Raw genomic sequence first — 24,907 nt, forward strand, 5'->3', positions numbered from 1 at the left:
GAGTGCGGCACTCGTTCCTCCCCGGCAGGCCCCTGGCTCCTCGGCCCCGGTGGCCGTGGAAACCCGGCTCTGCGCGACGGTGTTGACTGTGGGCTTCCCAGTCTGCCGCTCTTCGGCCACGGAGGGGCACACTCCGGCCACAGAGCGCCGACGAGTTGCAACCCCCTGCAACCCTGGCGGACCGCCCCGCTCTCCCTGAAACATGTTCGACGTCGCCCCGGTGCGACGCACACGCTCCTCAAGGGGGCTCCGGAAGCGGGGGTGGTGCCGTGTCGGCGCAGCACCACTCCCGCGTCGTACAGCCCGGTGTCGGCCCATCCGAGAATCGGGCCACCCGCCCTCGGACCACCCGAAAGAGGGGCGCCCGCCGCGGGCGGGATTCCGCGCGGCGGCGGCTCAGCCGACCGGACGGGCCCGTTCCACGATCGACGCCAGATCCAGCGTGTGCGGCAGGGTGCCGAAGGCCGTGCCCCGGTCCCCGCCGAGCCGGGAGGCGCAGAACGCGTCGGCGACCGCCGGGGGCGCGTACCGCACGAGGAGCGCCCCTTGCAGGACGAGGGCGAGCCGTTCCACGAGCCGGCGTGCGCGGGCCTCGATGCCGTCCAGGTCGGCGAGTTCGGTCAGCAGGCCCTTGATCGCGCCGTCGAGCCGGTGGTCGGCGCCGCGCGCCCGGCCCACCTCCCGCAAGTAGGCGTCCAGGGACCCCGGTTCGCGCTGGAGCGCGCGCAGCACATCCAGGGCCTGCACGTTTCCGGCGCCCTCCCAGACGGAGTTGAGCGGGGACTCGCGCAGCAGACGGGGCATGCCGGACTCCTCGACATAGCCGTTGCCGCCGAGGCACTCGGACGCCTCGACCACGAGCGGGGCACAGCGCTTGGTCACCCAGTACTTGGCCACCGGCACCGCGAGCCTCAGGAACGAACGTTCGTTCTCGTCGCCCGACTCCGCCGCGTCGTACGCCGCCGCCAGCCGCATCGCCAGGACCGTCGCCGCCTCCGACTCCAGCGCCAGATCCGCGAGCACGTTGCGCATCAGCGGCTTGTCGATCAGCGGCCCGCCGAACGCCTCCCGGTGCGCGCAGTGGTGCACCGCCTGCGCCACCGCCTGCCGCATCAGAGAGGCCGCGCCCAGCGCGCAGTCCAGCCGGGTGGCCGCCACCATCCCGATGACCGTGCGCACCCCCCGCCCCTCGTCCCCGACCCGGCGCGCCCACGTCCCGTCGAACTCGATCTCGGCGGAGGCGTTGGAGCGGTTGCCCAGCTTCTCCTTCAGCCGCTGGATGCGGAAAACGTTCCGTGACCCGTCGGCCAGCACCCGGGGCACCAGGAAGCACGTGAGACCTCCCGGAGCCTGCGCCAGCACGAGGAACCCGTCCGACATCGGCGCCGAACAGAACCACTTGTGCCCGGTCAGCTCGTACGTCCCGTCCTCGGCCAGCGGCCGGGCGACGGTGGTGTTGGCGCGTACGTCGCTGCCGCCCTGCTTCTCGGTCATGGCCATCCCGAAGAGGGCGCCGGCCTTCTGCCCGGCGGGCCGCATGTCCCAGTCGTAGAGCATGGACGTCAGCCGCGGCTCCCACTCGGCGGCGAGCGCCGGGTCCGTGCGCAGGGCGGGCACCGCCGCGTGCGTCATGGACAGCGGGCAGCCGTTGCCGGCCTCGACCTGGGTCCAGACGACGAACGCGGCCGCCCGCCGCACATGCCCCCCGGGCCGCGTCCAGGCCGCGGTCAGCCCGGCCGACACCCCCTTGCCGAGCAGCCGGTGCCACGACGGATGGAACTCCACCTCGTCCACCCGGTTCCCGTACCGGTCGTACGCCCGCAGCTTCGGCGGATTCTCGTTCGCCAGCCGTCCCCACTCCTGCACCTGCGCGGAGCCCGCCGTCCGGCCGAACCCCGACAGCTCCCCGCGCGCCTCCTCCAGCACCTCCGGCGCCAGATACCGCTCGACCGCCTCCGTGAGCACCTGGTCGGCGGCGAAGACGTCGTAGTCCACCAGGGGCGGAGCCTGATTGGTCACTTCGTGGGTGCTGGATGCCATATCCGGAACCTACCCCTCGGTGTCACGTCGTCACGGCGACGCTCACCAGTATCCGACGGGCGGGTGTCCGGTGCCGGACCAGGACGGTCCGGCACCGGATCGCTCAGGCCGGCTCAGACGGGCGCCGCCAGCTCGCCCGTCCCCACGTCACCCGTGCCGAACTCCTCCTCCGGGGCCGCCACGCCCTCCCCGTACTGCTCCTGCGGCCAGCCCGGCCGGTAGATCGTGTCGAGGTAGCGCTCCCCGAGGTCCGGGGAGATCGCCACCGCCGTGGTGTCGGGCGAGCCGTTGCGGGCCAGCCACGCGCCGGCGCCGCTGACGACCGTGCCGGTGGAGCCCCCGAAGAGGAAGCCGCGCCGGGCCATGCGGTGACACGCCCGTACGGTGTCGGCCTCCTCCACCCGGACGACGTCGTCCACGTAGGACGCGTCGAGCAGCGCCGGGGTCACGCTCGTGCCGAGCCCCGGGATCATCCGGCGGCCCGGCGCCCCGCCGAACGCGACCGAGCCGACACTGTCCACCGCGACGATCCGCACCCGGCGCCGCCGTTCCCAGAACCACCGGGCGCAGCCCATCAGCGTCCCCGAGGTGCCGACCCCCACGAACAGCACGTCCAGGCGCGGGAACTGCCGGGCGACGGCGGGCGCGGTGGTGCGGTAGTGCGCCTGCCAGTTCGCCTCGTTGGTGTACTGGTCCAGCCACACGTACCGCGGATCGGTCGCGCACAGCGCGCGCACGTACGCGATCCGGGCACCGAGGAAACCGCCGTGCGGGTCCGGTTCGGAGATGACGTGGACCCGGCTGCCCAGCGCCTCGATCACGCGCCGGGTCTGCGGATTGCACCGGGAGTCGGTCACGCACAGAAACCGGTGGCCCCGGCTCGCCGCGATCATGCTCAGCGCGACGCCCAGATTGCCGGACGACGACTCGACCAGCGTCGAGCCCGGCCTCAGACGCCCCTCCCGTTCGGCGGCCCGCACCATCTCGGACGCGGCCTTGAGCTTGATCGAGCCGGCGAAGTTGAACCCCTCGCACTTCAGGAAGAGCCGCTGTCCGACGACCTGGCGCAGATCGACGTACAGCTCCTCCTCGTTGAAGTCCGTGGGAACGGATATGACTGGCACCGCTGCCCCCCTGGTTGTGCACTGTCGTACGCGCTGCGCCCGGCGTTCAGCCGTGGCGGCGCAGCTCGTGGAAGAAGTCGTCCACGACCCGCAGTCCGCCGGAGCGGGCCACGTGCTCGTGGACATGACCGCCGACCGCGAGGTCGAGGACCCCGAGGCCGAAGGGCGAGAAGACCACCGGACGGTCCGCCGGCACGGACACCCGGCCGGTGAGGACGTCGTGGAGCGTTCCGTCGAGGAAGTCCCGCGCGCCGGTGAGCTGTTCGGTCAGGTGCGGTGACGTGTTCGCCTTGAGGCAGTGCTCGACGTCGTCGACGAAGTTCGCCGACGCGAGCAGCACCTCGGGCGCGAGATCGCGCAGCGACACGTGCAGCACCAGCGGGTTGTGGGCGAACCACTTCGGTTCATGGACGTGCGGCTCGCCCGCGATCGTCGCGAACACCACCAGGTCGCTCGCCCGGATCACGTCCTCGGCGCCCTCGTACACCGTCACCCGCCCGTCGGCGCCGGACCGCTCCAGGTACCCCCGGAACCCGGCCGCGCTGTCCGCGGACAGGTCGTGCACCCCCACCTCCTCGAACGCGAAGTCCGTCGCCGCGAGGAACGTGTGGATGTACCGGGCGATCAGGCCGGTGCCGAGGAAGCCGACCCGGGCCGGCCGCGGCGCCCCCCGGCGCGCGCTCAGCCGGTCGGCCGCCAGCGCCGCCGACGCCGCCGTCCGGGTGGCACTGATGACCGAGGCCTCCAGGCACGCGAACGGATAGCCGGTGGCATGGTCGTTGAGGATCAGCACGGCGGACGCGCGCGGCAGCCCGGACGCCGTGTTCTCCGGGAAACTGGAGATCCACTTCAGCCCGTCCACCTGGAACCTCCCGCCGAGCGAGGCGGGCAGCGCGATGATCCGCGAGGACGGACGGTCGGGGAAGCGGAGGAAGTACGACGGCGGGTTGACCGTGTCGCCGGTTTCCCCGTTCCCGTGCAGGAGGTAGGCGGACTCGACCAGTTCGACGATCTCCCGCTCCCGTCCCCGCAGGGCCTGCTGCACCTGGGCGCCGGAGATCACGGCGAAACCCGGAACCTCGGTCATACGGAACTCTCCTTCGTGGGGAAGCCGCCCGGCCGGAAGTCCGCCGGCCGTACCGGGTCCGCGAGACCCACCAGCACCTCGCGGGGGCCCTGATACGGCTCACGGCTGTGGGCGCAGCGGAGGTTGTCGACGAGGAGCAGGTCGCCCGGCCGCCACGGCCGGCGGACGGTGTGCGCCTCGTAGACCTCGTTGAGCGTCTCGACGACGTCGGCGCCGATCGGTTCGCCGTCGCCGTAACGGGTGTTGAAGGGCAGCCCGTCGGCCCCGTACAGGTCCACCAGGTACTCGCGCACCTCGGCGTCCATCGTCCATTCGCTGAGGAACGCGATCTGGTTGAACCAGCACCGGTGGCCGCTCACCGGGTGCCGGAGCACGGCGGGGCGCCGCTGCCGGGTGCGCAGGGTCCCGTCGGGCCCCCAGTCGAAGTCGATGGAGTGCGCCCGGCAGTAGGCCTCGACGACGGTCCGGTCGTCGGTGCCGAACGCCTCGGCGACCGACGCGCCGATCTCGTCGTTGTACGAGCGGGTGAGCAGCCAGCCGTCCCGCTCGAACCGTTCGGTCAACTCCGCCGGGAGCGCGGCCAGGACGGCCGCCGAGTCGGCGATCCCGGTGGCCCCGCCCCGCTCGGCGGCCTCCAGACACGCGAGGAGCAGCAGTCCGGGGACCTGCACGCCGTAGCTCGACTCGTGGTGCATGCACATCGGTTGGTTCGGCGGCCAGGCCGTCGACGAGTACACGCCCCGCCCGTACGTCCGCCGGGGCGCGAACGCCTCCCTCTCGGTCATCAGCGTGTCGGTCAGTCCCCGGAAGACGGCGCCCACTTCGGCGGCGTCCCGCAGGCCGAGTCCGCGCACCAGCACCGAGCCGTGCTCGGCGACGGCGGCCCGCAGGGAGTCCCGCCGCCCGGCCGCCCACCGGGCGGCGGGTTCGGCGGGGGAGACGGTAAGCAGCGGGGGGCTGTCGGTCGACAGCTCGATGTCCGGCAGCGGCAGGGCGGTCGCGGGCGACGGGGCCGCCGCCGCGTCCTTCCGGCGGCGCCCGGCGGCGCGGCGGCTCAGGAAACTCATGACGTCCTCCCGAAGGCGGTGGGGGCGGCGGCGGCCCTGGTGTCGATCAGTCCGGCCAGCCCGGACAGCACCGGATGGGCGGTCACGTCCTTGGGGGACACCGCCCGCCGCAGGGCGATCGCGAGCTTCACCGCCGACAGCGAGGTGCCGCCCCGGTCGAAGAAGTGGTCGTGCCGGCCGATCCCGGCGCGTGGCACACCGAGCACCTCGGCCCACGCGTCGGCCAGCCGCTCCTCGGTCGCCGTCGCCGGCGGCTCGCACGGCCGGCCGTCCACCGCGTCGAGTTCCTCGGCCAGCGCCGTCAGCGTCCGTCGGTCGGTCTTGCCGTTCGCGGTCAGCGGCAGGCTCTCGCGCCGGTGGAACGCCGACGGCACCATGTACGCCGGCAGCGAGGCCGCCAGCCGGTCCCGCAGCTCCTCGGCCGCGAGGGGCCGGCCGGAGTGGAAGGCGACCAGACGCTCGCCCCCCGCGACCACCACCGCGCCGTCCCGCACCCCCGCCACCTTGAGCAGCGCGTTCTCCACCTCGCCGATCTCGATGCGGAAGCCGCGCACCTTGACCTGGGTGTCCCGGCGGCCGAGGAACTCCAGCTTCCCGTCGGGCCGCCAGCGCCCGTGGTCCCCGCTGCGGTAGAGCCGCTCGCCGGGCCGGTAGGGGTCGGTGGTGAAGGCCTGCGCGGTGCGCTCGGGATCGTTGACGTACCCCCGCCCGACACACACCCCGGAGAAGACGATCTCCCCCGGCGCGCCCAGCGGCACGAGGGAGAGACGCTCGTCGACGACGTACACGCGGACGTTGCGCACGGGACGGCCCAGGGGCACCCGGCCCCCCTCCGGAGCCCGGTCCATCACCTCGTGGTTGGTGTCGTCCGAGGTCTCGGTCAGCCCGTAGGCGTTGACCAGGGGTGTCCCCGGCTCGGTGGCGAACCAGCGATCCGCCAGCTCCTTCTTCAGCGCCTCCCCGGTGACCGACACCCGGCGCAGGTCGGGCAGTTCGCGCGGGTGCCGCTCCAGATGGGCGAGGACCGCTTCCAGGTACGACGGCACGACCTGCAGCACGTTCACGCGGCCGTCCGCGACGCGGTCGACGAACCGCTCGACGTCCAGGACCGCCTCCTGCTCCACCAGGAGGGTCCGGCCACCGGCCAGGGGTCCGGCCAGCAGCTGCCACAGGGAGATGTCGAAGCACTGGGGCGCGGTCTGCGCGACCGTGTCCCCCTCGCCGATGCCGAGGTCGTCGAGCTTGGCGAGGAGGTGGTTGAGCATCCCGGCGTGCTCGCACATCGCGCCCTTGGGCTCGCCCGTGGAACCGGACGTGAAGTAGATGTACGCGAGCCGCTCCGGACCGATCTCCAGGCCGAGGTCGGAGTCCTGGTGGCCCTCGTCGTAGGCGTCCTCGACGAGCAGCCGCCGCACCCCGGGCAGTGTGGTGAGCGCCCGGTCCAGCGTGGTCGTGCTGCCCCGTTCGGTGAGCACCAGCTCGCATCCGGCGCGGGCCAGTGTGGTGGCGATGCGCTCGGCGGGGAAGTGCGGCTCGACCGGCAGATAGACGCCGCCCGCCTTGAACACCGCGAGGACGGCCGCCATCCAGTCGAGGTCGCGTTCGGTCACCACCGCCACGACACCCTCGCGGCCCAGGCCCCGGGCCAGCAGGGCCCGGCCGAGCCGGTTGGCACGGGAGTCGAGTTCGCGGTACGTCCACTGCCGCTCACCGTGGACGGCCGCGACGGCGTCCGGGTGCGCCGCGACCCGCTGCTCGAACAGCTCGTGCACCCGGGCCTCCGGCAGGTCGCGCAGTGGCCCGGCCAATCCGTCGAGCTGGAACCGGAGTTCGTCGTCCGACACCAGGCTCCGCCCACCGTGCCCGGTGTCCGGTCCGGTGGCCAGCAGGGTGAGGGCGGTGACGTGGTACCCGGCGATCCGGGCCGCGCCGTCCTCGTCGAGCACGTCGGTGCGGTAGCGCAGCCGCAGCGCCGGGCCGTCGTCGCGGTGCACCAGCCCCACCCGCAGGGCCACGTCCGTGTCGAGGTCGCCGTCGCCCCCGCCGGTGTCGAGCATCGTCTCGAACGGCGGCTCCGTAAGGCCCAGTTCCTGCCTCAAGGCGTCCACCGGATGTCCGGCGTGCGTCAGCACCTCCGCCGTGACCCGGTGGGCGTGCTCCAGCAACGCGCGCCAGGTGCCGTCGGGCGGGACGCCGAGCCGGCACGGCAGCAGGCGGCCGTCCTCCAGCCAACCGGTGGTGACCTCGCTCTCGCCCGTCAGCGCGGCGAGCACCTTCGCGTGGGCGGCGAGCAGCGCGGCCGTGCCGTCGACGGCCGTCAACAGCCCTTCGGGCAGGGCGGCTTCGTGAACGCCCACCCCCTTCTCCGGGCCGGCGCTCCACCGCGGTATCACGGTCCGCCCCCCGGCGGTGAGCACCTCGTGCCAGTACGTGCGGGCAGCCCTGCCCGCCTGCGAACGGTCCATCGTTTCCCCCCGATTCACCGTGCTCCGGTGTTCTCCGTCGCCGGGTTCCCGCCCCAGCGCGCGTGCGGCGGCACCTCCTCGCCCTTCATCAGGAAGGAGTCGGGCGCGAGCACGGCTCCTTCGCCGAGGACGACGCCGTAGTGGACGAACGCCCCGACCTCCAGCGTGCTGCCGGCGCCGATCGTGACGTGGTCGGACTTGAAGGTGCCGTCCTCCTGCGAATGCGCCTGGATCTTGCTCCCGGCGGCGAGCGTGCAGTCGTCCCCGACGGCCGTCAGGGTCCGCTCGGTGATGTACACCCCGTCGTCGAAGACCCGGCGCCCGATCCGCACCCCCAGCAGCCGCCAGACGAGGCTCTTGTAGGGAGTGCCGTTGAGTACCTCCAGGTGGGCGCCCGGCAGCTTCCACAGCCGCTCCTGCCGCCAGAAGACCGGGTCGTATATGGAGCACAACCTCGGCCGCAGCGGCCGGAAGCGGGTCAGGGACCTCTCCACCAGCGCGTAGTACAGGACGGTGAACACCAGCGCCGCCAGGGGCAGCGCGGTGAGCGCGAGCAGCCCGGCCGGGCCGTCCCCGTGGCCGTACAGGTCGAAGGCCGCGAAGCCGAGCACGGTGAGCGCGAAGGCGTGCAGCCAGCGCAGGAACAGGAACAGCCCCATCGAGCGCAGGTTGAAGCGGTTCTTCGCGGCGAGGCGCCGGCGCAGCTCCTCGCCCTCGCGCAGATGGTCGAAGCGGCTGTCGCGCTCCACCGAGCGGGGGATCTCGAAGGGCGGCGAGCCGAGCAGCCCGACACCTTCGCGGATCTCGCCGTCGAGCGGCACCAGCACCTTCGTGGCCAGCAGACAGTTCTCGCCGGTCCGCCCGCCCACCGGGTAGGCGATGGCGTTGCCCAGGAAGTTGTGCCCGCCGATGGCCGTCCGGGACAACCGGAACGAGGTGGAGGAGTAGTCCGCGTTCATGACCGACAGACCGTCCGCGATCATCGTGCCCGCGCCGACCTTCACCAGGTACGGCGTCTCGTGCTGCACCGCGGTCCCGAAGTTGGAGCCGGTCTGCTCGACGCGGGAGAGGTCGTACCCGAGGGCCCTGAGGCAGGGGACGATGTAGGAGCTGTCGCCGCACAGCCACGTGAAGAACTTCAGGTTGGTCAGCCGGGCGACCGTGCGGTGCACCGAGTAGTGGAAGCCGTACAGCGGATAGGTGCGGTCCGGCTTCACCAGTGGGCGCAGCAGCCGCGGTACGACGAACACGGCGACGGCGGCCACGACGACGGAGCCGGCGAACAGCGCGAGCGACAGGGCCGCCGCCTCGGCGTAGAAGCGGGCGGTGGTGAGGTGCAGTGACGCCGGGTCGAGCAGGGTGTGCAGCGCGGGGGCGGCGGTGAGCAGCAGACAGGTGCCGCCGACGGTCAGCGGCACGTACAGCAGCAGTGCCTGGAGCAGGGCGGCGAGCCCGTATCCGGCCCGCCGGAGCGTGCCGCAGGGGAGCGGGGCGACCCTGATGTGGTCCACGTCCGTGCGCCGGGCCGGTGAGCCGTGCCGGCTCTCACCGGCCGGGACCGATTCGCCGTCGCGCAGCGCGGAGGAGTGGCCGAGCTGGGAGCCGTCGCCCAGGGCGGTGCCGATGTCGAGGACGGTGTGCTCGCCGACGAAGACGTCCCGGCCGAGGGTGACGGGGCCGGTGCGGATGCGTCCGGCGCGCGCCCGGTAGCAGAGGAACGAGGAGTCCTTGCGGATCACCGTGCCCGCGCCGATCGTCAGCAGGTCGGTGCAGACCGGGAGGGTGCGGCTGAGGACGGTGACGCCCGGTCCGATGCGGGCGCCGAGGGCGCGCAGGTACAGCACGTACAGCGGGTTCCCGACGAACAGGAGCATCGGGCTGGTGCGCAGCAGCGCCTTGACGATCCAGAACCGCAGGTATGCCGGGCCCCAGACCGGGAACTCCACGGGCTTCCACCGCCCGATCAGCAGCCATTTGGCGGCGACCGGCAGGACGCACAGGGCGGACAGGGCGAGCGCGCCGAAGACCGCCGAGCGCAGGTAGACCGCGACGAACCCCGAGGCGTCCGCCACCCACTCGTACCCCCGCATGTATCCGGTGGTGGCCAGGAGGCAGTACCCGGCGAAGAGGAGCAACTGCACGACCCCGCAGAGGGTGTAGCGGAAGGTGCTGCCCGGGGGCACGGGCTCGGCGGGCGGCGGTGGGGCGGCCGGCGTCGCGGCGGCCTTCGTCAGCGCGGCGGCGAGGCTGCGGAGGGTGGGGTGGCCGTAGACGTCCCGGATGGACACCGACGGGAGTTCGGGGTGCTTTCTGACCCGGGCGCAGAAGTGCGCCATCGTCAGCGAGTTGGCACCGAGATCGTCGAAGAAATGACTTTCTGCGGATATGTGTTCGACGCAAGCGACGTCGGCCAGGAGTTCGGCCAAGAGTCGTTCGGTGGCGGTGTACGATTCCGCCGCGTCCGGCTCGGCCCCCTGGACCTCGCCCGGTATTTCCACCACGGGTCGTGGCGCTGGCAATGTCATTGAATTTCTCCGCGACAGGTATGGCGATGGAAGGCGCCCGGGGGTGAACGGGACGGCGCGCGGAATGACAGAAGGAGGGGGAGTTGCGGGGAGAGTTGCGGAAATCGAATGCGGTGACGTGTGGGACGGAACTGATCAGGCCTGCTCGGGACCTGGGCGAGTTCCCCGGCGTGCGCTGTGCCGGCGGCTGGTCCGGATGGGCACAGCGGAATGCAATCCGGATTCTTTCGGTACATTCGGGAACGGGTCAAGCGGGGCCGGACGATTGACGCTTTCCCGCCCCTTTCCCGATCACTTCGGAGGTGTCGGACCCGAACCCGCCCCACGCTCCAGCGGGAAACTTTCCGAGGAATGACACGAATGCGCCCGAACGTTCACCTTTCTTCCCCGTAGTGATTCGGCCAGCACGTGCATGACAGAAAAGGCGATTCGGAATCACCTTTGGTTTCTCCTGGGTTTCCCTTTGTTTGCTGCCCCGTCACGCGACCGGAGGGAACCGTGCGCCGCACGCGGACTCGGCCGCGGCCGACGGCACCGGGAGGTGAGGGTGACACGCGCAGGCGGATACCTTTAGGGCGTGCAGCCAGCAAGTCAGTCGCCCCCATCGCCCGAGAGCCCGCATGGGCGTCTCCACCGCGCGCGTGCCCTCTACCGGGACGTGTCCAAGCGCAGGACCGCCTGGCTGCTCCTGAAGGACACCGTCAACTCCTGCATCGAGTACCGCATCCTGGGCCTCGCGGCCGAGGCTGCTTTCTTCTCGCTGCTCTCCGTGCCGCCGCTGCTGCTCAGCATGATCGGCCTGCTCGGCTACGTCGACGACTGGACCGGTGCCGCCACCATCGCCAGCCTGGAGCTGAACCTCCTGGAGGCCTCGCGCACCGTCCTGTCCGAGAAGGGGGTCGCGCAGATCGCGCAGCCCATCCTGGACGACGTGATGAAGGGCGGTCGCCCCGACGTCATCTCCATAGGCTTCCTGTTCGCCCTGTGGTCCGGCTCCCGTGCGGTGAACGTCTTCATCGACACCATCACCGTCATGTACGGCCTCGACGGCGTCCGCGGCATCGTCAAGACCCGCCTGATGGCGTTCCTGCTGTTCATCGTGGCCCTGCTGATCGGCTCGATCGCCCTGCCGCTGATGGTCGCCGGGCCCGACGCCGTCGTCCGGATCGTCCCGTGGTCGGCGACCGTGGTCCAGGTCCTCTACTGGCCCGTCGTGATCGTCCTGTCCATCGTCTTCCTGACGACGCTCTACCACGTGTCGGTGCCGGTCCGCTCGCCCTGGGTCGAGGACGTCCCCGGCGCCCTCGTCGCGCTCGGCATGTGGGTGCTGGGCAGCTTCCTGCTGCGCATCTACCTCTCCAACACGGTCGAGGGCGCGACGATCTACGGCTCCCTGGCCGCCGCCGTCGCGGTCCTGCTCTGGATCGGTGTGGGCGCCTTCGCCGTCCTCGTCGGCGCCGCCGTCAACGCCGCGATCGACCGCGTCTGGCCCGCCGCCGCCACGGCCGCCGCCCGCGCGGCCAACGAACGCCTCCGCGAGGAACAGGCTGCCGAGTACGTCGCCCGCGCCGCGGCCGCCCGCACCTACGACCCCGAGGACCCCGACATGCCCTCCGAGTTCCCGGAGCGCTGGTCCCGCTTCCTCCCCCCGGAGGACGTGACGTCGCGACTGCGGCCGCCGGTGAAGAAGGGGGAGGAGTAGGGCACGGGGAGCCGCGATCAGCCACGGACGGCCCGCGGCCGGCGCATCCCCCGCACCCCCCACCCCCACGCCGCTCGGCGTTCCGGGCCCCGGGCGGCCGGTGGCCACAGGCGTAGCCTTCTGCGTGTGTACGCGGAGAGGGCTTCTCGGCTGGGTGACGGGGCCGTCGTGTGGACGAACGCACCCGACGGCCCGGGTGGGGCCGGCCCCGGGCGGGTACTGCCGGACGGGTGCATGGACCTGCTGTGGAACGACGGGCGGCTGCTGGTCGCCGGTCCGGACACCAGGGCGTACGTCACCGAGGGGGCTCCGAGCAGTTGGGCGGGCCTGCGTTTCTCTCCGGGTGCCGCGCCCGCCTTCCTCGGTGTACCGGCGCACGAACTGCGCGACCGGCGGGTGGAACTGGGCGATCTGTGGTCCCCGGTGGTCGTGCGACGGCTCACCGCCCGGGTGAACGCGGCGCGTGATCCGGCGAGCGGGCTGGAGGAGGTGGTCCTGGAGCGGGCTGCCGAGGTGGGCCTGCCCGATCCGGTCCTGCGGCAGATCGTCACCGACCTCGACGCGGGGCGGTCCGTCGCGGCGACCGCCGACCGACTGGGCCTGGGAGCCCGGCAGTTGCACCGCCGGTCGCTCGTCGCCTTCGGGTACGGACCCAAGACGCTGGCGCGGGTGCTCCGGCTGCGACGGGCGCTCGCGCTCGCCCGGGACGGACTGCCCTTCGCCGAGACGGCCGCCCGGACCGGCTTCGCCGACCAGGCGCATCTGGCCCGTGACGTCAGGGAGTTGACGGGGCTGCCGCTCGGCGAACTGCTCGCCGGCCGGTAGCGCGGCGGGCGTCCCGCTCGGCACCCGGCCGTCGCTGTCGGCGGTGACCGCGGGGAGCGGTCCGGCCGGTCACCCGGCGGCGGGTTCCGGCAGGGGTGCGAAGAGGTCGACGCCATTGCCGTCGGGATCGAGGATCACGGCGTACCGCTGGCCCCACACCGCGTCCCACGGCTTGAGTTCGCCCCGGTACCCCGCGTCCACCAACTCCTCGTACACCGCGTCGACTTCGGCCGGACTGTCGCACAGCAGGGCGAGCCCGGCGCCGCCACCCGTTCCCGGGCGGTACCCCGGGTGGAAGGAGCGGACGGTCTCCTCGGTGTCGAGCAGCAGCCGCAGCCCGCCGGGCAGGTGGGCCTCGGCGTGCGGCAGGTTCTCGGCGCCCTCCGGGAAGGCGAAACCGAGGCGGCGGTAGAAGGCGACGGAGGCGGCCATGTCCGAGGCCACCATCCCGATCGCGTCGAGTCGTGGAGTCATACGGTCACCGTAGGCGGACCGGTGACGGCCGGTCTTGAAGGAATCGGACACGGACCCCGACGGGAACGGGGTGAGCAAGCGCTCTCACGAGTACGGACTCTTCGGCCCACCTGTGGGACAGCTGTGCGGCAGGATGTAAGCATGTACATGACCCGTACCGCGCGTGTCCTGCTGCCCCTGGCCCTGCTGCCGTCGCTGCTGCTCACCGCCTGCGGGACGGACAAGGTCGTGGACACGGGCCGTGCGCCCCTGGCGCCGGTCCCCGACCGGGCGGAGCTGACCGCTCGGGCCGAGGCACTGGGTTTCGCGCCGGGGCTCGTCTACGTCACCGAGGCCCCGGGATTCACGCTGGCCCGTCAGTCGGTCGGCGTGTACGGCGCCGACGGTTTCTCCGCCGCCTACTGGTCCCGGAGGAACAGCGCCCAGCTCCTGCTCCACGTCGACCGAGGCACGATGACCGCCGAGAGCTGTCCCGAGCGTCCGCTCGGCCGGGGCACCGAGGGGCCGGTCGGCTGTGAGCGCGACGGGGACGCCTGGTACCGCACCTCGGCGGGGCAGCACGAGTACGCGGTGCCGCGGGACGGGCACCTCGTCCTGATCAGCGCCGCCACGGACGCCGTCGACCGTGCCACCCTGCGCACCGCCGCCCGGGCCGCCCACCGCCCCACCGACGCCGAACTGGCCTGCATCCTCCCGCGCAGCCGCCACGACGAGCCCCGGCCCGCGCTCTCGTCCCCGCACGACGGGCAGCCGGCCGAACGCGGCGATCTCCCCCCGGTGGGCGACGGGGCACCCGACAACGAGGTGGGCACCTCGGGGTGAGCCCGGACACCGCCGCACCGGGGCGGGCGAGCCGGCCGGACCTCCTACGGCGCGCTCTCCCCCTGCGGGCCGAACGCCGTCATGAAGCGGTCGCGGAACTTGTCCATCCGCCACACCGGGGTGTCGTCGGCCGGCTGGAGACCGTCGGTCCAGCCCCAGTCGGCGACCTTCTTCAGCACCTCGGGGTCCTTGGCGACGATCGAGACCGGCACGTCATGGCTGGGGTTGTCGCCGGTGACCGTCTTGTTGGGCTGATGGTCACCGAGGAAGACCAGCACGGTGTCCCGGGAGCCGTGCTTCGCGACGAAGTCGACGAGGCTGCTCACCGAGTACTGGATCGACTTGCGGTACTCGTCCCGTACGGCCAACGGGTCCTTCCAGACCTCCGTGGGGTTCTTGCCCTCGGCCTTCTGCAGCGAGTGGTAGACCGACCCGTCGCCGACCTGGTCGTCGGGGATCGTGCGCGGGATCGGTGCCCACGGGTTGTGGCTGGAGGTCAGGATGATCTCCGCCATCATCGGCCCGCGGCCCTTCTTGCCGTGCTCCAGCTCCTCGAAGGCCTTCAGCGTGTACTGGTCGGGCATGGTCGACCAGCTGAACTTCGGACCCTTGTAGCCGAGTTGGTCGGAGTCGTAGATGTGGTTGAGGCCGAAGTACTTGCCCTCGGGCCAGGCCATCTGGGTGCCCGGCACGACACCGACCGTGCGCCAGGCGCCGGTTCGACGGAACGCCTCGGTCAGGGTGAGCCGGTCGCTCGCGACGAGGTTGGCGTAACGCGACTGGTTCTTGATCCACAGACCGGACAGGAACGTGGAGTGGCCCAGCCAGCTGCCGGCGCCGGTGATGGGGGAGCGCAGCCAGCCGCTCTGCGACGCGTAACCGGCGTCCTTCAGCTCCCGCGTCTTCTGCGTGAGCGTCTCGCTGAGCGGCTCACCCATCCGCGGGTCGTCGATCGCGGAGCGGCCGTAGCTCTCGATGAACGTGATCAGTACGTCCTTGCCGCGCAGCCCCGTCAGGAGCTGGTCGGGCGGCACGTCCGCGAACGCGTCCACCGCGGACTGCTTACGGAACGCCTCTCCGTCCTTCAGCCCGTCGCTCACCGCCTCGATCCGGTTCTCCACGAGCGTCGCCGCGCTGTGCGAGGCCACCGGGACGTCGGACACCTCCAGCGTCAGCGTCGAACACGTGATCCATGCGGTGCCCAGGACGAGCAGCGTGCGGCCGGCCGTGTGCCGGTGGCGCACCATCAGCCTGCTGATCCGCACGACCGCCAGCGTCATCAGCACCGGCAGCGCCAGCGCGAGGAGGACCACCCCGACCGTCGCGGCCTGCGCGGCGCCACCGCCGAGCGAGTCCTTCATGAACGACTGCGCGTCGTCCAGCAGGATCCAGTCGAGCACCAGGTCGAACGGGCGGTCCAGGGTCCAGTACGACCCCATGTCCAGCACCTTGACGATCGTCAGCAGCCCGAGCAGGACCCCGACCACCACCACCGCCACGCGCCGCGCCTTCGTCGGCAGGACGAGCAGCAGCCCGGCCACGAGGATGCCCTCCGCCGGGATCCGCAGAAAGCGTCCGAACTCCATGCGGGTGATGTCGTTCGGCACGAGCAGCGCGAACATGACGAGCGCGACGGCCAGCCCGGTCACGGCCCAGGTGACGGCCCGCGCGGCCCGGGGGTGCGCGGCCCGCCAGCCGGAGGGGGCTGTGGCGGTGGTCGGCGAGGGGGACGGGGAGGGGGCAGGGGCCGATGTCGGGGTGGGCTCTGGTTGCGGGTCGGGGGTCGAATCCTGCTCCGGTTCCCCTTCCGGTTCCGGATCCCGATCCGGGTTCGACCCCGGGTCCGACGTCTGCTCCGATGCCGAATCCGGTTCCGTCACCGAATCCGGTTCCGTGATCGGTTCCGGTTCCGGTTCCGGCTCGGCTTCCGTCATCGGTTGCGACTTCGTCGCCGGCTCCGACTCCGTCTGCGTCTCTGCTTCGGGCGCGGATTCCGTCCTGGCCCCGGACTTGGCCCCGGACTTGGCCTCGGACTTGGCCTCGGACTTGGCCTCGGTCCTGGCCTCGGACTTGGCTTTGGGCTCCGGCTGGGCCTCGGGCTCGGACGTGGCCCCGGGCTCCGGCTCGGTCTCGACGCCGGGGGCCGGCTCTGTCTCCGTACCGGCTTCCGCCGTTGTCTGTTCGCCAGCCGTCGCTGCCGCGTCCGGGGAACCCGCTTCCGACGCCGGCTCCGGAGGGGCGGCTCCGTCGGGGGTTTTGTCGTCGTCCGGTGCCGGTGTCGGTCCCGGAAGCTGCGGAGAGCGTATGTGCGACAACCCGAAGGTCCTTCCCTGTGGAGCATGTCGAGCTCGGTGCTGGTGGCGCGAAGTGGGCCGGGGCCGGTGCGGCCGCGGAACACCCGAGGGGCGATCCCTATCCGTACGGTCGCACGACGCCAACCGTTCACCGGAACTCAGGGTCGCCGCAACCACTTGACCGAACCAAATCGCACCAGGCTCCCACCCGCGCCGACCTGCTCAGGCCGAGCGCGGCACCCCCGTGCTTGACCGCTCCACCAGCCGCGTCGACAACTCCGTGCGTGTGCCCTCCGGTTGGTCGCCCTCCATCATCCGCACCAGCAGCCGGAGAGCACTCTGGGCCATCTCCGAGAGCGGCTGGCGGATGGTGGTCAGCCCGGGAGTCGCCCAGCGGGCCTCGGGAAGGTCGTCGAATCCGACCACGCTGATGTCGTCCGGCACGCGCAGCCCCCGCTCGGCCAGCGCCTCGTACACCCCGAGAGCCATCTTGTCCGAGCAGACGAACACGGCGGTGGGCGGCTCGGGAAGGTCGAGCAGCTGGAGCATGCGGTGGTGGGCGGTGGTCTCCATGAAGTTGCCGTAACGGACGTACTCCGGCCGGTACGGGATCCGCGCGGCCGTCAGCGCCGAGCGGTAGCCCGCCACCCGGGCGCTGCCGCACATCTTGCGCCGGTATCCGGCGATCACGGCGATCCGCTCGTGCCCCAGGGACAGCAGATGGTCGGTGGCGGTCATCCCGCCCTGCCAGTTGGCCGCGCCGACCGACACCACGCCCGGCGGCGGTTCCAGGACCGGGTCGATGAGCACGAACGGGATGCGGTGCTGGGTCAGCCAGGAGTACTGGGCGGGGGACAGCTCGGCGAGGTTGAACAGCACGCCCGCGGAGCCCCGCGCGGTCAGCTTGTCGAACCAGCCGCGTTCGGGGCGGGCGCCCCGGGTGCGGGTCAGGCCGGCCGAGACCACGACCTCCAGGCCGGCGTCGTGGGCGGCCCGTTCGACACCGTGCAGGACCGCGCCCGACCAGGAACTCTCCAGGGAGTGGACCACCAGGTCGACCATGCGCGGCGGTTGCGACGCCTCGAAGCGGGGTCTGCGGACGTAACCGAGCCGGTCCAGCGCCTCGGTGACCCGGCGCCTGGTCTCCGGGGCCACGTCCTCGCGGCCGTTGACCACCTTCGAGGCGGTCGGCACGGACACCCCGGCCTCGCGTGCCACCACCGCCAGCGTCGGCCCGGCCGTCGCGCTCCCGCCACGCACCATCGCGACTCCACCTCTCAGGGCCCCGTCCCGAAGGCCGGTGAAATTTTCGAACAGCGTCTCTGCGCGGCGCAGGTGTGCACCGCATAGCAAGCGCTTCCTACGGTAAGCCCAACTCAACACGGCGGGAAGGAGCGGGGATTCACAGGACCGCCCAGGCCAAGTCTTTCGAAACTTCGAACAAGGAGGGCCGGGGGAGGAGTGCCGTCGCGCACCCCGGAAAACGAGCCCTCGCATCCCCTGGTTCGGGGACGCGAGGGCCCCCTGTCGCCTCAGGCGAGGGCGGCGACCAGCAGGGTGAAGGCCGCGACGATGACGGCGACGCGGACGTGGTGGTAGCGCTCCCAGCGCTTCATCTGCTGCTTCCAGTCCTCGGGCCGGTCGTCGGACGTCCAGGTCTTGCCCCGGTTGTTGATCGGCACGAGCAGCAGGATCGACATGATCACGCTGACGAGTAGCAGCGCGCCGGCGGCGATGACGAGACCGGTGCCGTGGTGCTGCCACCCGGCGACGGCCCAGATGCCGACGAGGACGAGTGAGCCGATGTACCAGACCGGCATCACGGCGCCGAGCATCCGGCCCCCGTGGGAGCGGGCCTGCTGATTGCTGTCGTCCGGGAGGGCGTCGAAGATCCGGTTCATGACGAAGGCGACGGAGAACTCCACCCCCACCATCAGGCCGACGAGCACGGTGGTGACGACCTCAAGTGCGTTGAGCATGGCGACCCTCGCAATATCTAGTGTTGCTAGCTTCTGAGGCAACGCTAGTACTGCTAACGCTCCTTTGTCTAGCGGTGCTAGAATCGAGGCATGTCGGTACAGGAACGCAAGCAGCGCGAGCGGGCGGAACGCGAGCGCCTCATCGTGGCGACGGCCCGTGAACTCGCCGAGCGGCAGGGCTGGGACGCGGTCACCACGCGTCGGCTCGCCGAGCGCATCGAATACAGCCAGCCCGTCCTCTACAGCCATTTCCGCGGCAAGCGCGAGATCATCGGCGCCGTCGCCCTGGAGGGCGCGGTCGAGATGGCCGCGGCGCTGCGGGCCGCCGTCTCCGCGGCGGACGGCGGCCCTCGCGCCCGGGTCACCGCCCTCGCCCGCGCCTACCTGGACTTCGCCGAACGCAACCCGGCGGTCTACGACGCGATGTTCCAGCTCGACGGCGGCCTGGCGTTCGCGCGGGAGGACACACCGGAACCCCTCAAGGACGCCTTCGCCGCGCTGCTGGAGTGCCTCGGCGAGGTCGCCGGGGACGGCGTGGACCCGGGGCTGTTCACCGAGTTGTTCTGGGCGTCCCTGCACGGCGTGGCGACCCTGACCCGGTCGGGACGGGTGCCGCGGGAGTACTCCGAGCCGAGGGTGGAGCTGCTGGTCGCCCGGCTCGCCGCGGTCTGACCCTCCGTCCGGCGGGCAGGCGGCCGGGGACTCGACGACAGGTCCCAGGCCTCCGCGGCCTGCCCGCGGCCTCGCCTCCGGTCACGCGCGCCCGTCGCGCAGGGGCCGCCCCTCACCTGGGAGGCACCCGCTCCCGAACCGGTGCGCCCTCCTGTCCTCGCCCGCCGCTTCCCGCGTCTCGTCCCACCCCTTCACTCCACCTCGCACACCAGCCGGAACCCGCTGAAGTCCGCGGTGAACTCCGCCGCGACCGGGTCCTGCCTCGCCGAAGGCACGCGGCCGGGCGTCCACGGTGACCTCCACCTCCGCCCGGTGCTCGGTGAGCCGCTTGGCCGGCAGCCTCCGCTCCCGGCAGACCCGCACGGCCGTCTCGTCGGCGAGCCGGGGCCGGCTCCGCCCGGGTGCGGGACCTCGTCCACCACCACTACGCACGGCGACGGGGTCTGTCCGTCCCGTGCATCACCGCCATGGCCGAACGGGTCCGTCCCGAGGGCGGCGGCGGTGACTACGGCTCGGCCGGCGGCTACGACCACCGGGGCTTCGGCACCCTGATGTACCCCCGATGGTGCCGGACGGGCCCGTTGTCCCCCGAACGGCCGTCCGAAGACCCGGCACGACCGGAATACCGCGAGGGGATGTGGTGCTCTGGGGTGGACGACGGTCCACGAGCGGGCGGGCGTGAGGAGCTGGTGCGATGACGGCGGACCGGCAGGGCCCCGTGGCCAGGACGCCGTACGGGCTCGTACGGGGCACGTACGAGCACGGGGAGGGCCACGAGAACGGGATCGCGGTCTTCCGGGGCATCCCCTACGCGGCTGCGCCCTTCGGCCCCCACCGGTTCCGCCCGCCCGTCCCGCCCGAGCCCTGGGCGGGGGTGCGGGACGCCGTCACCTTCGGGCCGACGCCTCCGAAGCCGCCGTACTCGGAGGCGTTCGCCCGCTATCTGTCGGACCCCGTCGTCCCGGGCGACGACTGCCTCAACCTCAACGTGTGGACACCGGCCCCGGACCCCGCCGCCCGGCTGCCGGTCATGGTCTGGATCCACGGCGGTGCCCTCACCCGGGGCTCGTCGGCGGTCCCGGTCTACGACGGTGCCGCCTTCGCTCGTGACGGTGTGGTGCTGGTGTCCCTCAACTACCGCCTGGGAGTGGAGGGTTACGGCCTCTTCCCGGACGCCCCGCACAACCGCGGACTGCGTGACCAGCTGGCCGCGCTGGAGTGGGTGCGCGAGGCGATCGCCGGGTTCGGCGGCGACCCGGACCGGGTGACCCTGGCCGGCCAGTCGGCGGGCGCCATCAGCGTCGGCGCGCTGCTGGCCGTCCCCCGCGCGCGGGGCCTGTTCCGGCGGGCCGTCCTGCAGAGCGGGCCGCCCGAGGCCCTGGACCGGGACAAGGTGCGCCGTATGGTCCGCCGGATGGCGACCCGGCTGAAGGTCCCGGCGACCGCCGAGGCCTTCGCCGCCGTGGACCGGACCGCTCTCGTCGAGGCGCAGGCCGAGGCGGGCCGCCTCAGCAGCCCGGTGCTGGGCGGCCCCGCCTTCGGTCTCGTCGTCGACGGCGATCTGCTGCCCACCGATCCGCTGGAAGCCCTGACCGAGCACGGCGCGGCTCCCGGGACCGACCTCCTCATGGGCTGGACCCGCGACGAACACCGCCTCTGGCTCGTCCCCGGCGGCCTCCAGGAACGCGTCGACCGGCTCGGCACGGTCGCCCTGGCCGGTGCGCGCGCCCGCTGCCGCTGCGGCCCCGAGCTGCCCCGCGGCTACCGCGAACTCCATCCCGACACGGGCACCGCCGACCTGGTCGGCCGACTCGTCACCGACCACCTGCTGCGCGTCCCCCTGCACCGCGTGGCGGACGCCCGCCTCGACCACGCCCGGTCCTACCTCTACGAGCTCGCCTGGCCCTCCGGCACCCCCGCCCTCGGCTCCTGCCACGCCCTCGAACTCGGTTTCGTCTTCGAGACCGGCGACACCTCGGCGTCCGCCAAGCTCGCCGGAGAGGACCCGCCGCACGACCTCGCCGCCGCCATGCACACCGCCTGGGTCCGCTTCGTCACGGAGGGCACCCCCGGCTGGCCCGCCTGGGACACCACCCACCCGGTGCGCGTCTTCGACAGCCCGGTGGACGCGGACACCCCGGACGGCATCCGGATGGTCCTCGGTCCCTACGACCCCGAACTCGCTCTCTGGGACGCGGACGCCAGACGCCCCCGCAGAGTCCAGGGCGCGGGCACCTTCGTCACCTCCGGCGGAGGCCCGCTCCCCCCGGCCCTGCGCCGCTTCCGCCGCAGTCCGTGACGCCGTCTAGGCGTGCGCCGAGCCGGGCTCGGCGGTCTTGTCGTCCGCCGGCGCCGGGGGCTTGGTGTGGAGGATCGCGCGGGCCTGTTCCGCGGCGCGGAGGGTGTTCTCGCTGACGAAGTCGAGGAAACGGGCCACGTTCTCCAGGCGTGCGGCGGCGGGAGTGCCGGTGCCGAGGACACCGACGCCCTGACGGGCGGTCTCGACGACCTGGGCGATGCCACGGGCGCTGGCGAGCATCGACTGGTACCAGACGTCGTCGTCGACGATGTAGCGCTCGCGGCGCCGCTCGCCCTGTTCCCGGCGGACCATGCCCTGGCCGTCGAGGAACGTGATCGCCTTGGAGATGGACGCGGGGCTGACCTGGAGACGCTCGGCCAGCTCGGACGCGGTGAGGCTGCCGCTGTCGGTGAGCGTGAGGCAGGCCATCACCCGGGCCATCATCGTGGGCATTCCCGAGGCCATCATGACGGTCGTGAACGTCTCCTCGTACTCGCGTACGGCCGCGGCGTCGCGCCCGTGGGGCTGCTCGGGCGCCCGCGCGGCGAGGGGCGTGGCCGGGCGACGGCGGTGGGCGCGGCGTTCGGTGGCGCGGTGCGCCAGCTCGGCGCGGTAGCCGGTGGGGCCGCCGTTGCGCATCACCTCACGGGTGACCGTCGACGTCGGACGGTCGAGCCGTCTGGCGATCTCCGCGTAGGCGAGGCCGTCGGCCAGCCCCAGCGCGATCTGCCGGCGTTCCTGCTGAGTGAGCCTGCCTCCCGGCATCGCTGTCTCCTTCGTGCTCCGTGGTGCGCCCACCATAGCGTTCACCTTGATTCATTGCAACGAGATGTGGGCGTTCCGTTGCGTTAGTCTCGAACTCATCGCAACGAATTAGGGCCTTCTAGCTGCATAAATGGTAGAGCTATGCAACAAGTGTGTTGCTGGAACTGTGAACGCAACGTAGCTTTTCCATTGTCAGAAACAAGACGCGAAGGAGAGAACGATGCAGAAGTTCGACACCCCCGCCCCGATCTCCGCGGTGCTGAACATCCCGGCCGGACGCGTGCGGTTCATCGCCGCCGACCGGGTCGACACCATCGTCGAGGTCCGGCCCGCCAACGCCTCCAAGGACCGTGACGTCAAGGCCGCCGAACGGACCACGGTCGACTACCGCGACGGGGTGCTGCGGATCGAGGCCCCCAAGGCGAAGAGTGAACTCCTCGGCCCCTCCGGAACCCTGGAGGTCACGGTCCAGCTGCCCGCCGGCTCCCGGGTCGAGGCCACGGCGGCCGCCGCCGAGTTCCGCGGCGTCGGACGGCTGGGCGAGGTCTCCATCGACGGCGCGCACGGTTCGGTCAAGTTCGACGAGGTCGCCGGCGCCCGTCTGGCCCTCCTGGCAGGCGACGCCCTCGTCGGCCGTCTGGACGGCCCCGCCGAGATCACCAGCGGCAAGGGCGACCTGCGCGTCACCGAGGCCACGGGCGGCACCGTCACCCTGCGCACCGGACACGGCGAGATCTCCGTCGGGGCCGCCGCCGGCGTCTCGGCCTCGCTGGACGCCTCCACCTCCTACGGCCGGATCCGCAACTCGCTCAGGAACGGCGAGGGCGCCGCCGCCCGGCTCGACATCAGCGCCACCACCGGCTACGGCGACATCACCGCCCGCAGTCTCTGACCCCCCCCGACCGCCACCCGTGACCTTCGAAGGAGCGACTCTCATGACCGACCCGGCCATCGCGGCGAAGGGGCTGCGCAAGTCCTACGGTGACAAGACCGTCCTCGACGGCATCGACCTCGCCGTCCCGGAAGGGACGATCTTCGCCCTGCTGGGGCAGAACGGTGCCGGCAAGACCACCGCCGTCAAGATCCTCTCGACCCTCGTCCCCGCCGACGGCGGCCAGGCCCAGGTCGCGGGCCACGACCTCACCGCCGACCCCCAGGCCGTACGCGCGGCCATCGGTGTCACCGGGCAGTTCTCCGCCGTCGACGGCCTGATCACCGGCGAGGAGAACATGCTCCTCATGGCCGACCTGCACCACCTGACCAAGGCCGAAGGACGACGCGTCGCCGCCGAACTCCTGGACCGCTTCGACCTCACCGACGCCGCGAAGAAACCCGCCTCCACCTACTCCGGCGGCATGAGACGCCGCCTCGACATCGCCATGACCCTCGTCGGCGACCCCCGCATCATCTTCCTCGACGAACCCACCACCGGCCTGGACCCCCGCTCCCGCCACACCATGTGGCAGATCATCCGCGAACTCGTCACCACCGGCGTCACCGTCCTGCTCACCACCCAGTACCTCGAAGAAGCCGACCAGCTCGCCGACCGCATCGCCGTCCTGCACAACGGCCACATCGCCGCCGAAGGCACCCCCGAACAACTCAAACGCCTCGTCCCCGGCGGACACGTACGCCTGCGCTTCACCGACCCCACCGCCTACCGCACCGCCGCCGGCACACAACCCCACGCCACCCGCGACGACGACGCCCTCGCCCTGCACCTGCCCAGCGACGGCACCCAGCGCGAACTGCGCGCCATCCTCGACCAGCTGGACACCGCCGGCATCGAGGCCGACGAACTCACCGTCCACACCCCCGACCTCGACGACGTCTTCTTCGCCCTCACCGCCGACACCACCCTCCCCCACCAGGCCACCCAGGCCACCCAGGCCACCCAGGCCACCCAGACCAAGGAGACCGTCCGATGAGTTCCCTCGCCCTCGCCGTCCGCGACTCCTCCACGATGCTGCGCCGCAACCTCCTGCACGCGCGCCGCTACCCGTCGCTCACCCTGAACCTGCTGCTCACCCCGATCATGCTGCTCCTGCTCTTCGTCTACATCTTCGGCGACGTGATGAGCGCCGGCATCGGAGGCAGCGACCGCTCCGACTACATCGCCTACATCGTCCCGGGCATCCTGATGCTGACCATCGGCGGCACCGTCGTCGGCACCGCGGTGTCCGTCGCGACGGACATGAACGAGGGCATCATCGCCCGCTTCCGCACGATGGCGATCCACCGCGGCTCCGTGATCATCGGGCACGTCGTCGGCAGCGTGCTGCAATGTGTCGCCAGCGTGGTCCTCGTCGGCGCGGTCGGCGTGGCCATCGGCTTCCGCTCCGTCGACGCCACCCCCCTGGAATGGCTGGCCGCGTTCGGGCTGCTCGCCCTGTTCTCGCTGGCGCTCACCTGGATCGCGGTCGGCATGGGCCTGGTCAGCCCCAACGCCGAGGCGGCCGCCAACAGCGCACAGCCGCTGGTCCTCCTGCCGCTCGTCTCCAGCGCCTTCATCCCGGCCGACACCATGCCGGGCTGGTTCCAGCCGATCGCCGAGTACCAGCCCTTCACCCCGGCCATCGAGACCCTGCGCGGCCTGCTCCTCGGCACCGAGATCGGCCACAACGGCTGGCTCGCCCTCGTCTGGTGCCTGGGCCTCGCGGTGCTCGGCTACTTCTGGTCGGCCGCCAGGTTCAACAGCGACCCGAAGTGACGCCGTGACCACCGGATCCGCGACTCAGGTCCCCGTGTCCCGCAAGGGGCGCGGGGA

Annotated in this window: 19 protein-coding genes; 8 read left to right on the forward strand and 11 right to left on the reverse strand. The window is 72.0% G+C overall.

The genetic code is table 11. The features are described from left to right. Positions 1 to 396 precede the first annotated feature (396 nt). From STRBO_RS0111315 to STRBO_RS0111340, 6 genes are all read right to left on the reverse strand, one after another. Positions 397 to 2,040 (reverse strand): acyl-CoA dehydrogenase family protein, encoded by a 1,644-nt coding sequence (locus tag STRBO_RS0111315; protein WP_028796590.1) that lies wholly within the window; start codon positions 2,038 to 2,040, stop codon positions 397 to 399. A gap of 113 nt (positions 2,041 to 2,153) precedes the next feature. After that, positions 2,154 to 3,164, reverse strand: coding sequence for a 2,3-diaminopropionate biosynthesis protein SbnA (sbnA, locus tag STRBO_RS0111320; RefSeq protein WP_005482024.1), 1,011 nt, complete (start codon positions 3,162 to 3,164; stop codon positions 2,154 to 2,156). A gap of 46 nt (positions 3,165 to 3,210) precedes the next feature. Beyond that, entirely contained in the window at positions 3,211 to 4,251 is a 1,041-nt protein-coding gene (gene sbnB, locus STRBO_RS0111325) for a 2,3-diaminopropionate biosynthesis protein SbnB (protein ID WP_005482025.1), read from the reverse strand. Continuing rightward, positions 4,248 to 5,318, reverse strand: coding sequence for a TauD/TfdA family dioxygenase (locus tag STRBO_RS0111330; protein WP_005482026.1), 1,071 nt, complete (start codon positions 5,316 to 5,318; stop codon positions 4,248 to 4,250). Before STRBO_RS0111330 ends, sbnB begins: the two co-directional genes overlap by 4 nt. Beyond that, positions 5,315 to 7,783, reverse strand: a complete 2,469-nt coding sequence (locus tag STRBO_RS0111335; RefSeq protein WP_020114211.1) for a non-ribosomal peptide synthetase — start codon at positions 7,781 to 7,783, stop codon at positions 5,315 to 5,317. Before STRBO_RS0111335 ends, STRBO_RS0111330 begins: the two co-directional genes overlap by 4 nt. A 14-nt stretch (positions 7,784 to 7,797) precedes the next feature. Beyond that, positions 7,798 to 10,308, reverse strand: coding sequence for a Pls/PosA family non-ribosomal peptide synthetase (locus STRBO_RS0111340; RefSeq protein WP_202499257.1), 2,511 nt, complete (start codon positions 10,306 to 10,308; stop codon positions 7,798 to 7,800). A gap of 577 nt (positions 10,309 to 10,885) precedes the next feature. Between STRBO_RS0111340 and STRBO_RS0111345 the strand changes: the two genes are divergently transcribed. Together STRBO_RS0111345 and STRBO_RS0111350 are read left to right on the forward strand one after the other, a co-directional pair. Then, entirely contained in the window at positions 10,886 to 12,010 is a 1,125-nt protein-coding gene (locus tag STRBO_RS0111345) for a YihY/virulence factor BrkB family protein (protein WP_209442940.1), read from the forward strand. 126 nt (positions 12,011 to 12,136) lie between these two features. Continuing rightward, positions 12,137 to 12,835 (forward strand): helix-turn-helix domain-containing protein, encoded by a 699-nt coding sequence (locus STRBO_RS0111350; RefSeq protein WP_028796591.1) that lies wholly within the window; start codon positions 12,137 to 12,139, stop codon positions 12,833 to 12,835. Between the two features lie 69 nt (positions 12,836 to 12,904). On the opposite strand, the gene STRBO_RS0111355 is transcribed toward STRBO_RS0111350, so the two are convergent. Next, the gene (locus tag STRBO_RS0111355; protein ID WP_202499258.1) at positions 12,905 to 13,309 is read right to left on the reverse strand and encodes a VOC family protein; all 405 of its coding nucleotides are present in this window, start codon (positions 13,307 to 13,309) and stop codon (positions 12,905 to 12,907) included. 141 nt (positions 13,310 to 13,450) lie between these two features. Between STRBO_RS0111355 and STRBO_RS0111360 the strand changes: the two genes are divergently transcribed. Next, positions 13,451 to 14,131 carry a hypothetical protein gene (locus STRBO_RS0111360; protein ID WP_005482033.1) on the forward strand — a complete coding sequence of 227 codons (681 nt, stop codon included), beginning with the start codon at positions 13,451 to 13,453 and terminating at the stop codon, positions 14,129 to 14,131. A gap of 44 nt (positions 14,132 to 14,175) precedes the next feature. On the opposite strand, the gene STRBO_RS0111365 is transcribed toward STRBO_RS0111360, so the two are convergent. The 3 genes from STRBO_RS0111365 to STRBO_RS0111375 all read right to left on the reverse strand — a co-directional run bounded on the left by STRBO_RS0111365 (position 14,176) and on the right by STRBO_RS0111375 (position 18,404). Beyond that, on the reverse strand, positions 14,176 to 16,446 hold the full coding sequence (locus tag STRBO_RS0111365) for an alkaline phosphatase family protein (RefSeq protein WP_020114212.1): 2,271 nt from the start codon (positions 16,444 to 16,446) through the stop codon (positions 14,176 to 14,178). A gap of 201 nt (positions 16,447 to 16,647) precedes the next feature. Further along, the gene (locus STRBO_RS0111370) at positions 16,648 to 17,688 is read right to left on the reverse strand and encodes a LacI family DNA-binding transcriptional regulator (protein WP_005482036.1); all 1,041 of its coding nucleotides are present in this window, start codon (positions 17,686 to 17,688) and stop codon (positions 16,648 to 16,650) included. A 269-nt stretch (positions 17,689 to 17,957) separates the two neighbouring features. Continuing rightward, positions 17,958 to 18,404, reverse strand: a complete 447-nt coding sequence (locus STRBO_RS0111375) for an anthrone oxygenase family protein (RefSeq protein WP_005482038.1) — start codon at positions 18,402 to 18,404, stop codon at positions 17,958 to 17,960. 90 nt (positions 18,405 to 18,494) lie between these two features. Between STRBO_RS0111375 and STRBO_RS0111380 the strand changes: the two genes are divergently transcribed. Both STRBO_RS0111380 and STRBO_RS0111395 read left to right on the forward strand, forming a co-directional pair. Beyond that, positions 18,495 to 19,076: a TetR/AcrR family transcriptional regulator gene (locus tag STRBO_RS0111380; protein WP_005482039.1), complete on the forward strand. Its 582-nt coding sequence runs from the start codon at positions 18,495 to 18,497 to the stop codon at positions 19,074 to 19,076. Positions 19,077 to 19,770: 694 nt separating this feature from the next. After that, entirely contained in the window at positions 19,771 to 21,375 is a 1,605-nt protein-coding gene (locus tag STRBO_RS0111395; RefSeq protein ID WP_005482043.1) for a carboxylesterase/lipase family protein, read from the forward strand. 6 nt (positions 21,376 to 21,381) lie between these two features. Here STRBO_RS0111395 and STRBO_RS0111400 read toward each other — a convergent pair whose 3' ends face one another. Further along, on the reverse strand, positions 21,382 to 22,140 hold the full coding sequence (locus STRBO_RS0111400) for a helix-turn-helix domain-containing protein (RefSeq protein WP_005482044.1): 759 nt from the start codon (positions 22,138 to 22,140) through the stop codon (positions 21,382 to 21,384). A gap of 220 nt (positions 22,141 to 22,360) precedes the next feature. Between STRBO_RS0111400 and STRBO_RS0111405 the strand changes: the two genes are divergently transcribed. Genes STRBO_RS0111405 through STRBO_RS0111415 form a run of 3 tightly spaced genes read left to right on the forward strand, consistent with a single transcriptional unit; the run spans position 22,361 to position 24,850 of the window. Further along, entirely contained in the window at positions 22,361 to 23,032 is a 672-nt protein-coding gene (locus tag STRBO_RS0111405; protein ID WP_005482045.1) for a DUF4097 family beta strand repeat-containing protein, read from the forward strand. Positions 23,033 to 23,075: 43 nt separating this feature from the next. Further along, positions 23,076 to 24,068 (forward strand): daunorubicin resistance protein DrrA family ABC transporter ATP-binding protein, encoded by a 993-nt coding sequence (locus tag STRBO_RS0111410; protein WP_020114213.1) that lies wholly within the window; start codon positions 23,076 to 23,078, stop codon positions 24,066 to 24,068. Continuing rightward, positions 24,065 to 24,850 (forward strand): ABC transporter permease, encoded by a 786-nt coding sequence (locus tag STRBO_RS0111415; protein ID WP_005482047.1) that lies wholly within the window; start codon positions 24,065 to 24,067, stop codon positions 24,848 to 24,850. Before STRBO_RS0111410 ends, STRBO_RS0111415 begins: the two co-directional genes overlap by 4 nt. The last annotated feature ends 57 nt before the right edge of the window (positions 24,851 to 24,907 follow it).

The organism is Streptomyces bottropensis ATCC 25435 (assembly GCF_000383595.1).
Classification (GTDB): Bacteria; Actinomycetota; Actinomycetes; order Streptomycetales; family Streptomycetaceae; genus Streptomyces; species Streptomyces bottropensis.

Bases quoted from the DNA above. Each gene is read 5' to 3' on its own strand.
- STRBO_RS0111315 (WP_028796590.1), bottom strand. From the start codon at position 2,040: ATGGCATCCAGCACCCACGAAGTGACCAATCAGGCTCCGCCCCTGGTG.
- sbnB (WP_005482025.1), bottom strand. From the start codon at position 4,251: ATGACCGAGGTTCCGGGTTTCGCCGTGATCTCCGGCGCCCAGGTGCAG.
- STRBO_RS0111330 (WP_005482026.1), bottom strand. From the start codon at position 5,318: ATGAGTTTCCTGAGCCGCCGCGCCGCCGGGCGCCGCCGGAAGGACGCG.
- STRBO_RS0111335 (WP_020114211.1), bottom strand. From the start codon at position 7,783: ATGGACCGTTCGCAGGCGGGCAGGGCTGCCCGCACGTACTGGCACGAG.
- STRBO_RS0111340 (WP_202499257.1), bottom strand. From the start codon at position 10,308: ATGACATTGCCAGCGCCACGACCCGTGGTGGAAATACCGGGCGAGGTC.
- STRBO_RS0111355 (WP_202499258.1), bottom strand. From the start codon at position 13,309: ATGACTCCACGACTCGACGCGATCGGGATGGTGGCCTCGGACATGGCC.
- STRBO_RS0111360 (WP_005482033.1), top strand. From the start codon at position 13,451: ATGTACATGACCCGTACCGCGCGTGTCCTGCTGCCCCTGGCCCTGCTG.
- STRBO_RS0111370 (WP_005482036.1), bottom strand. From the start codon at position 17,688: ATGGTGCGTGGCGGGAGCGCGACGGCCGGGCCGACGCTGGCGGTGGTG.
- STRBO_RS0111375 (WP_005482038.1), bottom strand. From the start codon at position 18,404: ATGCTCAACGCACTTGAGGTCGTCACCACCGTGCTCGTCGGCCTGATG.
- STRBO_RS0111380 (WP_005482039.1), top strand. From the start codon at position 18,495: ATGTCGGTACAGGAACGCAAGCAGCGCGAGCGGGCGGAACGCGAGCGC.
- STRBO_RS0111395 (WP_005482043.1), top strand. From the start codon at position 19,771: ATGACGGCGGACCGGCAGGGCCCCGTGGCCAGGACGCCGTACGGGCTC.
- STRBO_RS0111400 (WP_005482044.1), bottom strand. From the start codon at position 22,140: ATGCCGGGAGGCAGGCTCACTCAGCAGGAACGCCGGCAGATCGCGCTG.
- STRBO_RS0111405 (WP_005482045.1), top strand. From the start codon at position 22,361: ATGCAGAAGTTCGACACCCCCGCCCCGATCTCCGCGGTGCTGAACATC.
- STRBO_RS0111410 (WP_020114213.1), top strand. From the start codon at position 23,076: ATGACCGACCCGGCCATCGCGGCGAAGGGGCTGCGCAAGTCCTACGGT.
- STRBO_RS0111415 (WP_005482047.1), top strand. From the start codon at position 24,065: ATGAGTTCCCTCGCCCTCGCCGTCCGCGACTCCTCCACGATGCTGCGC.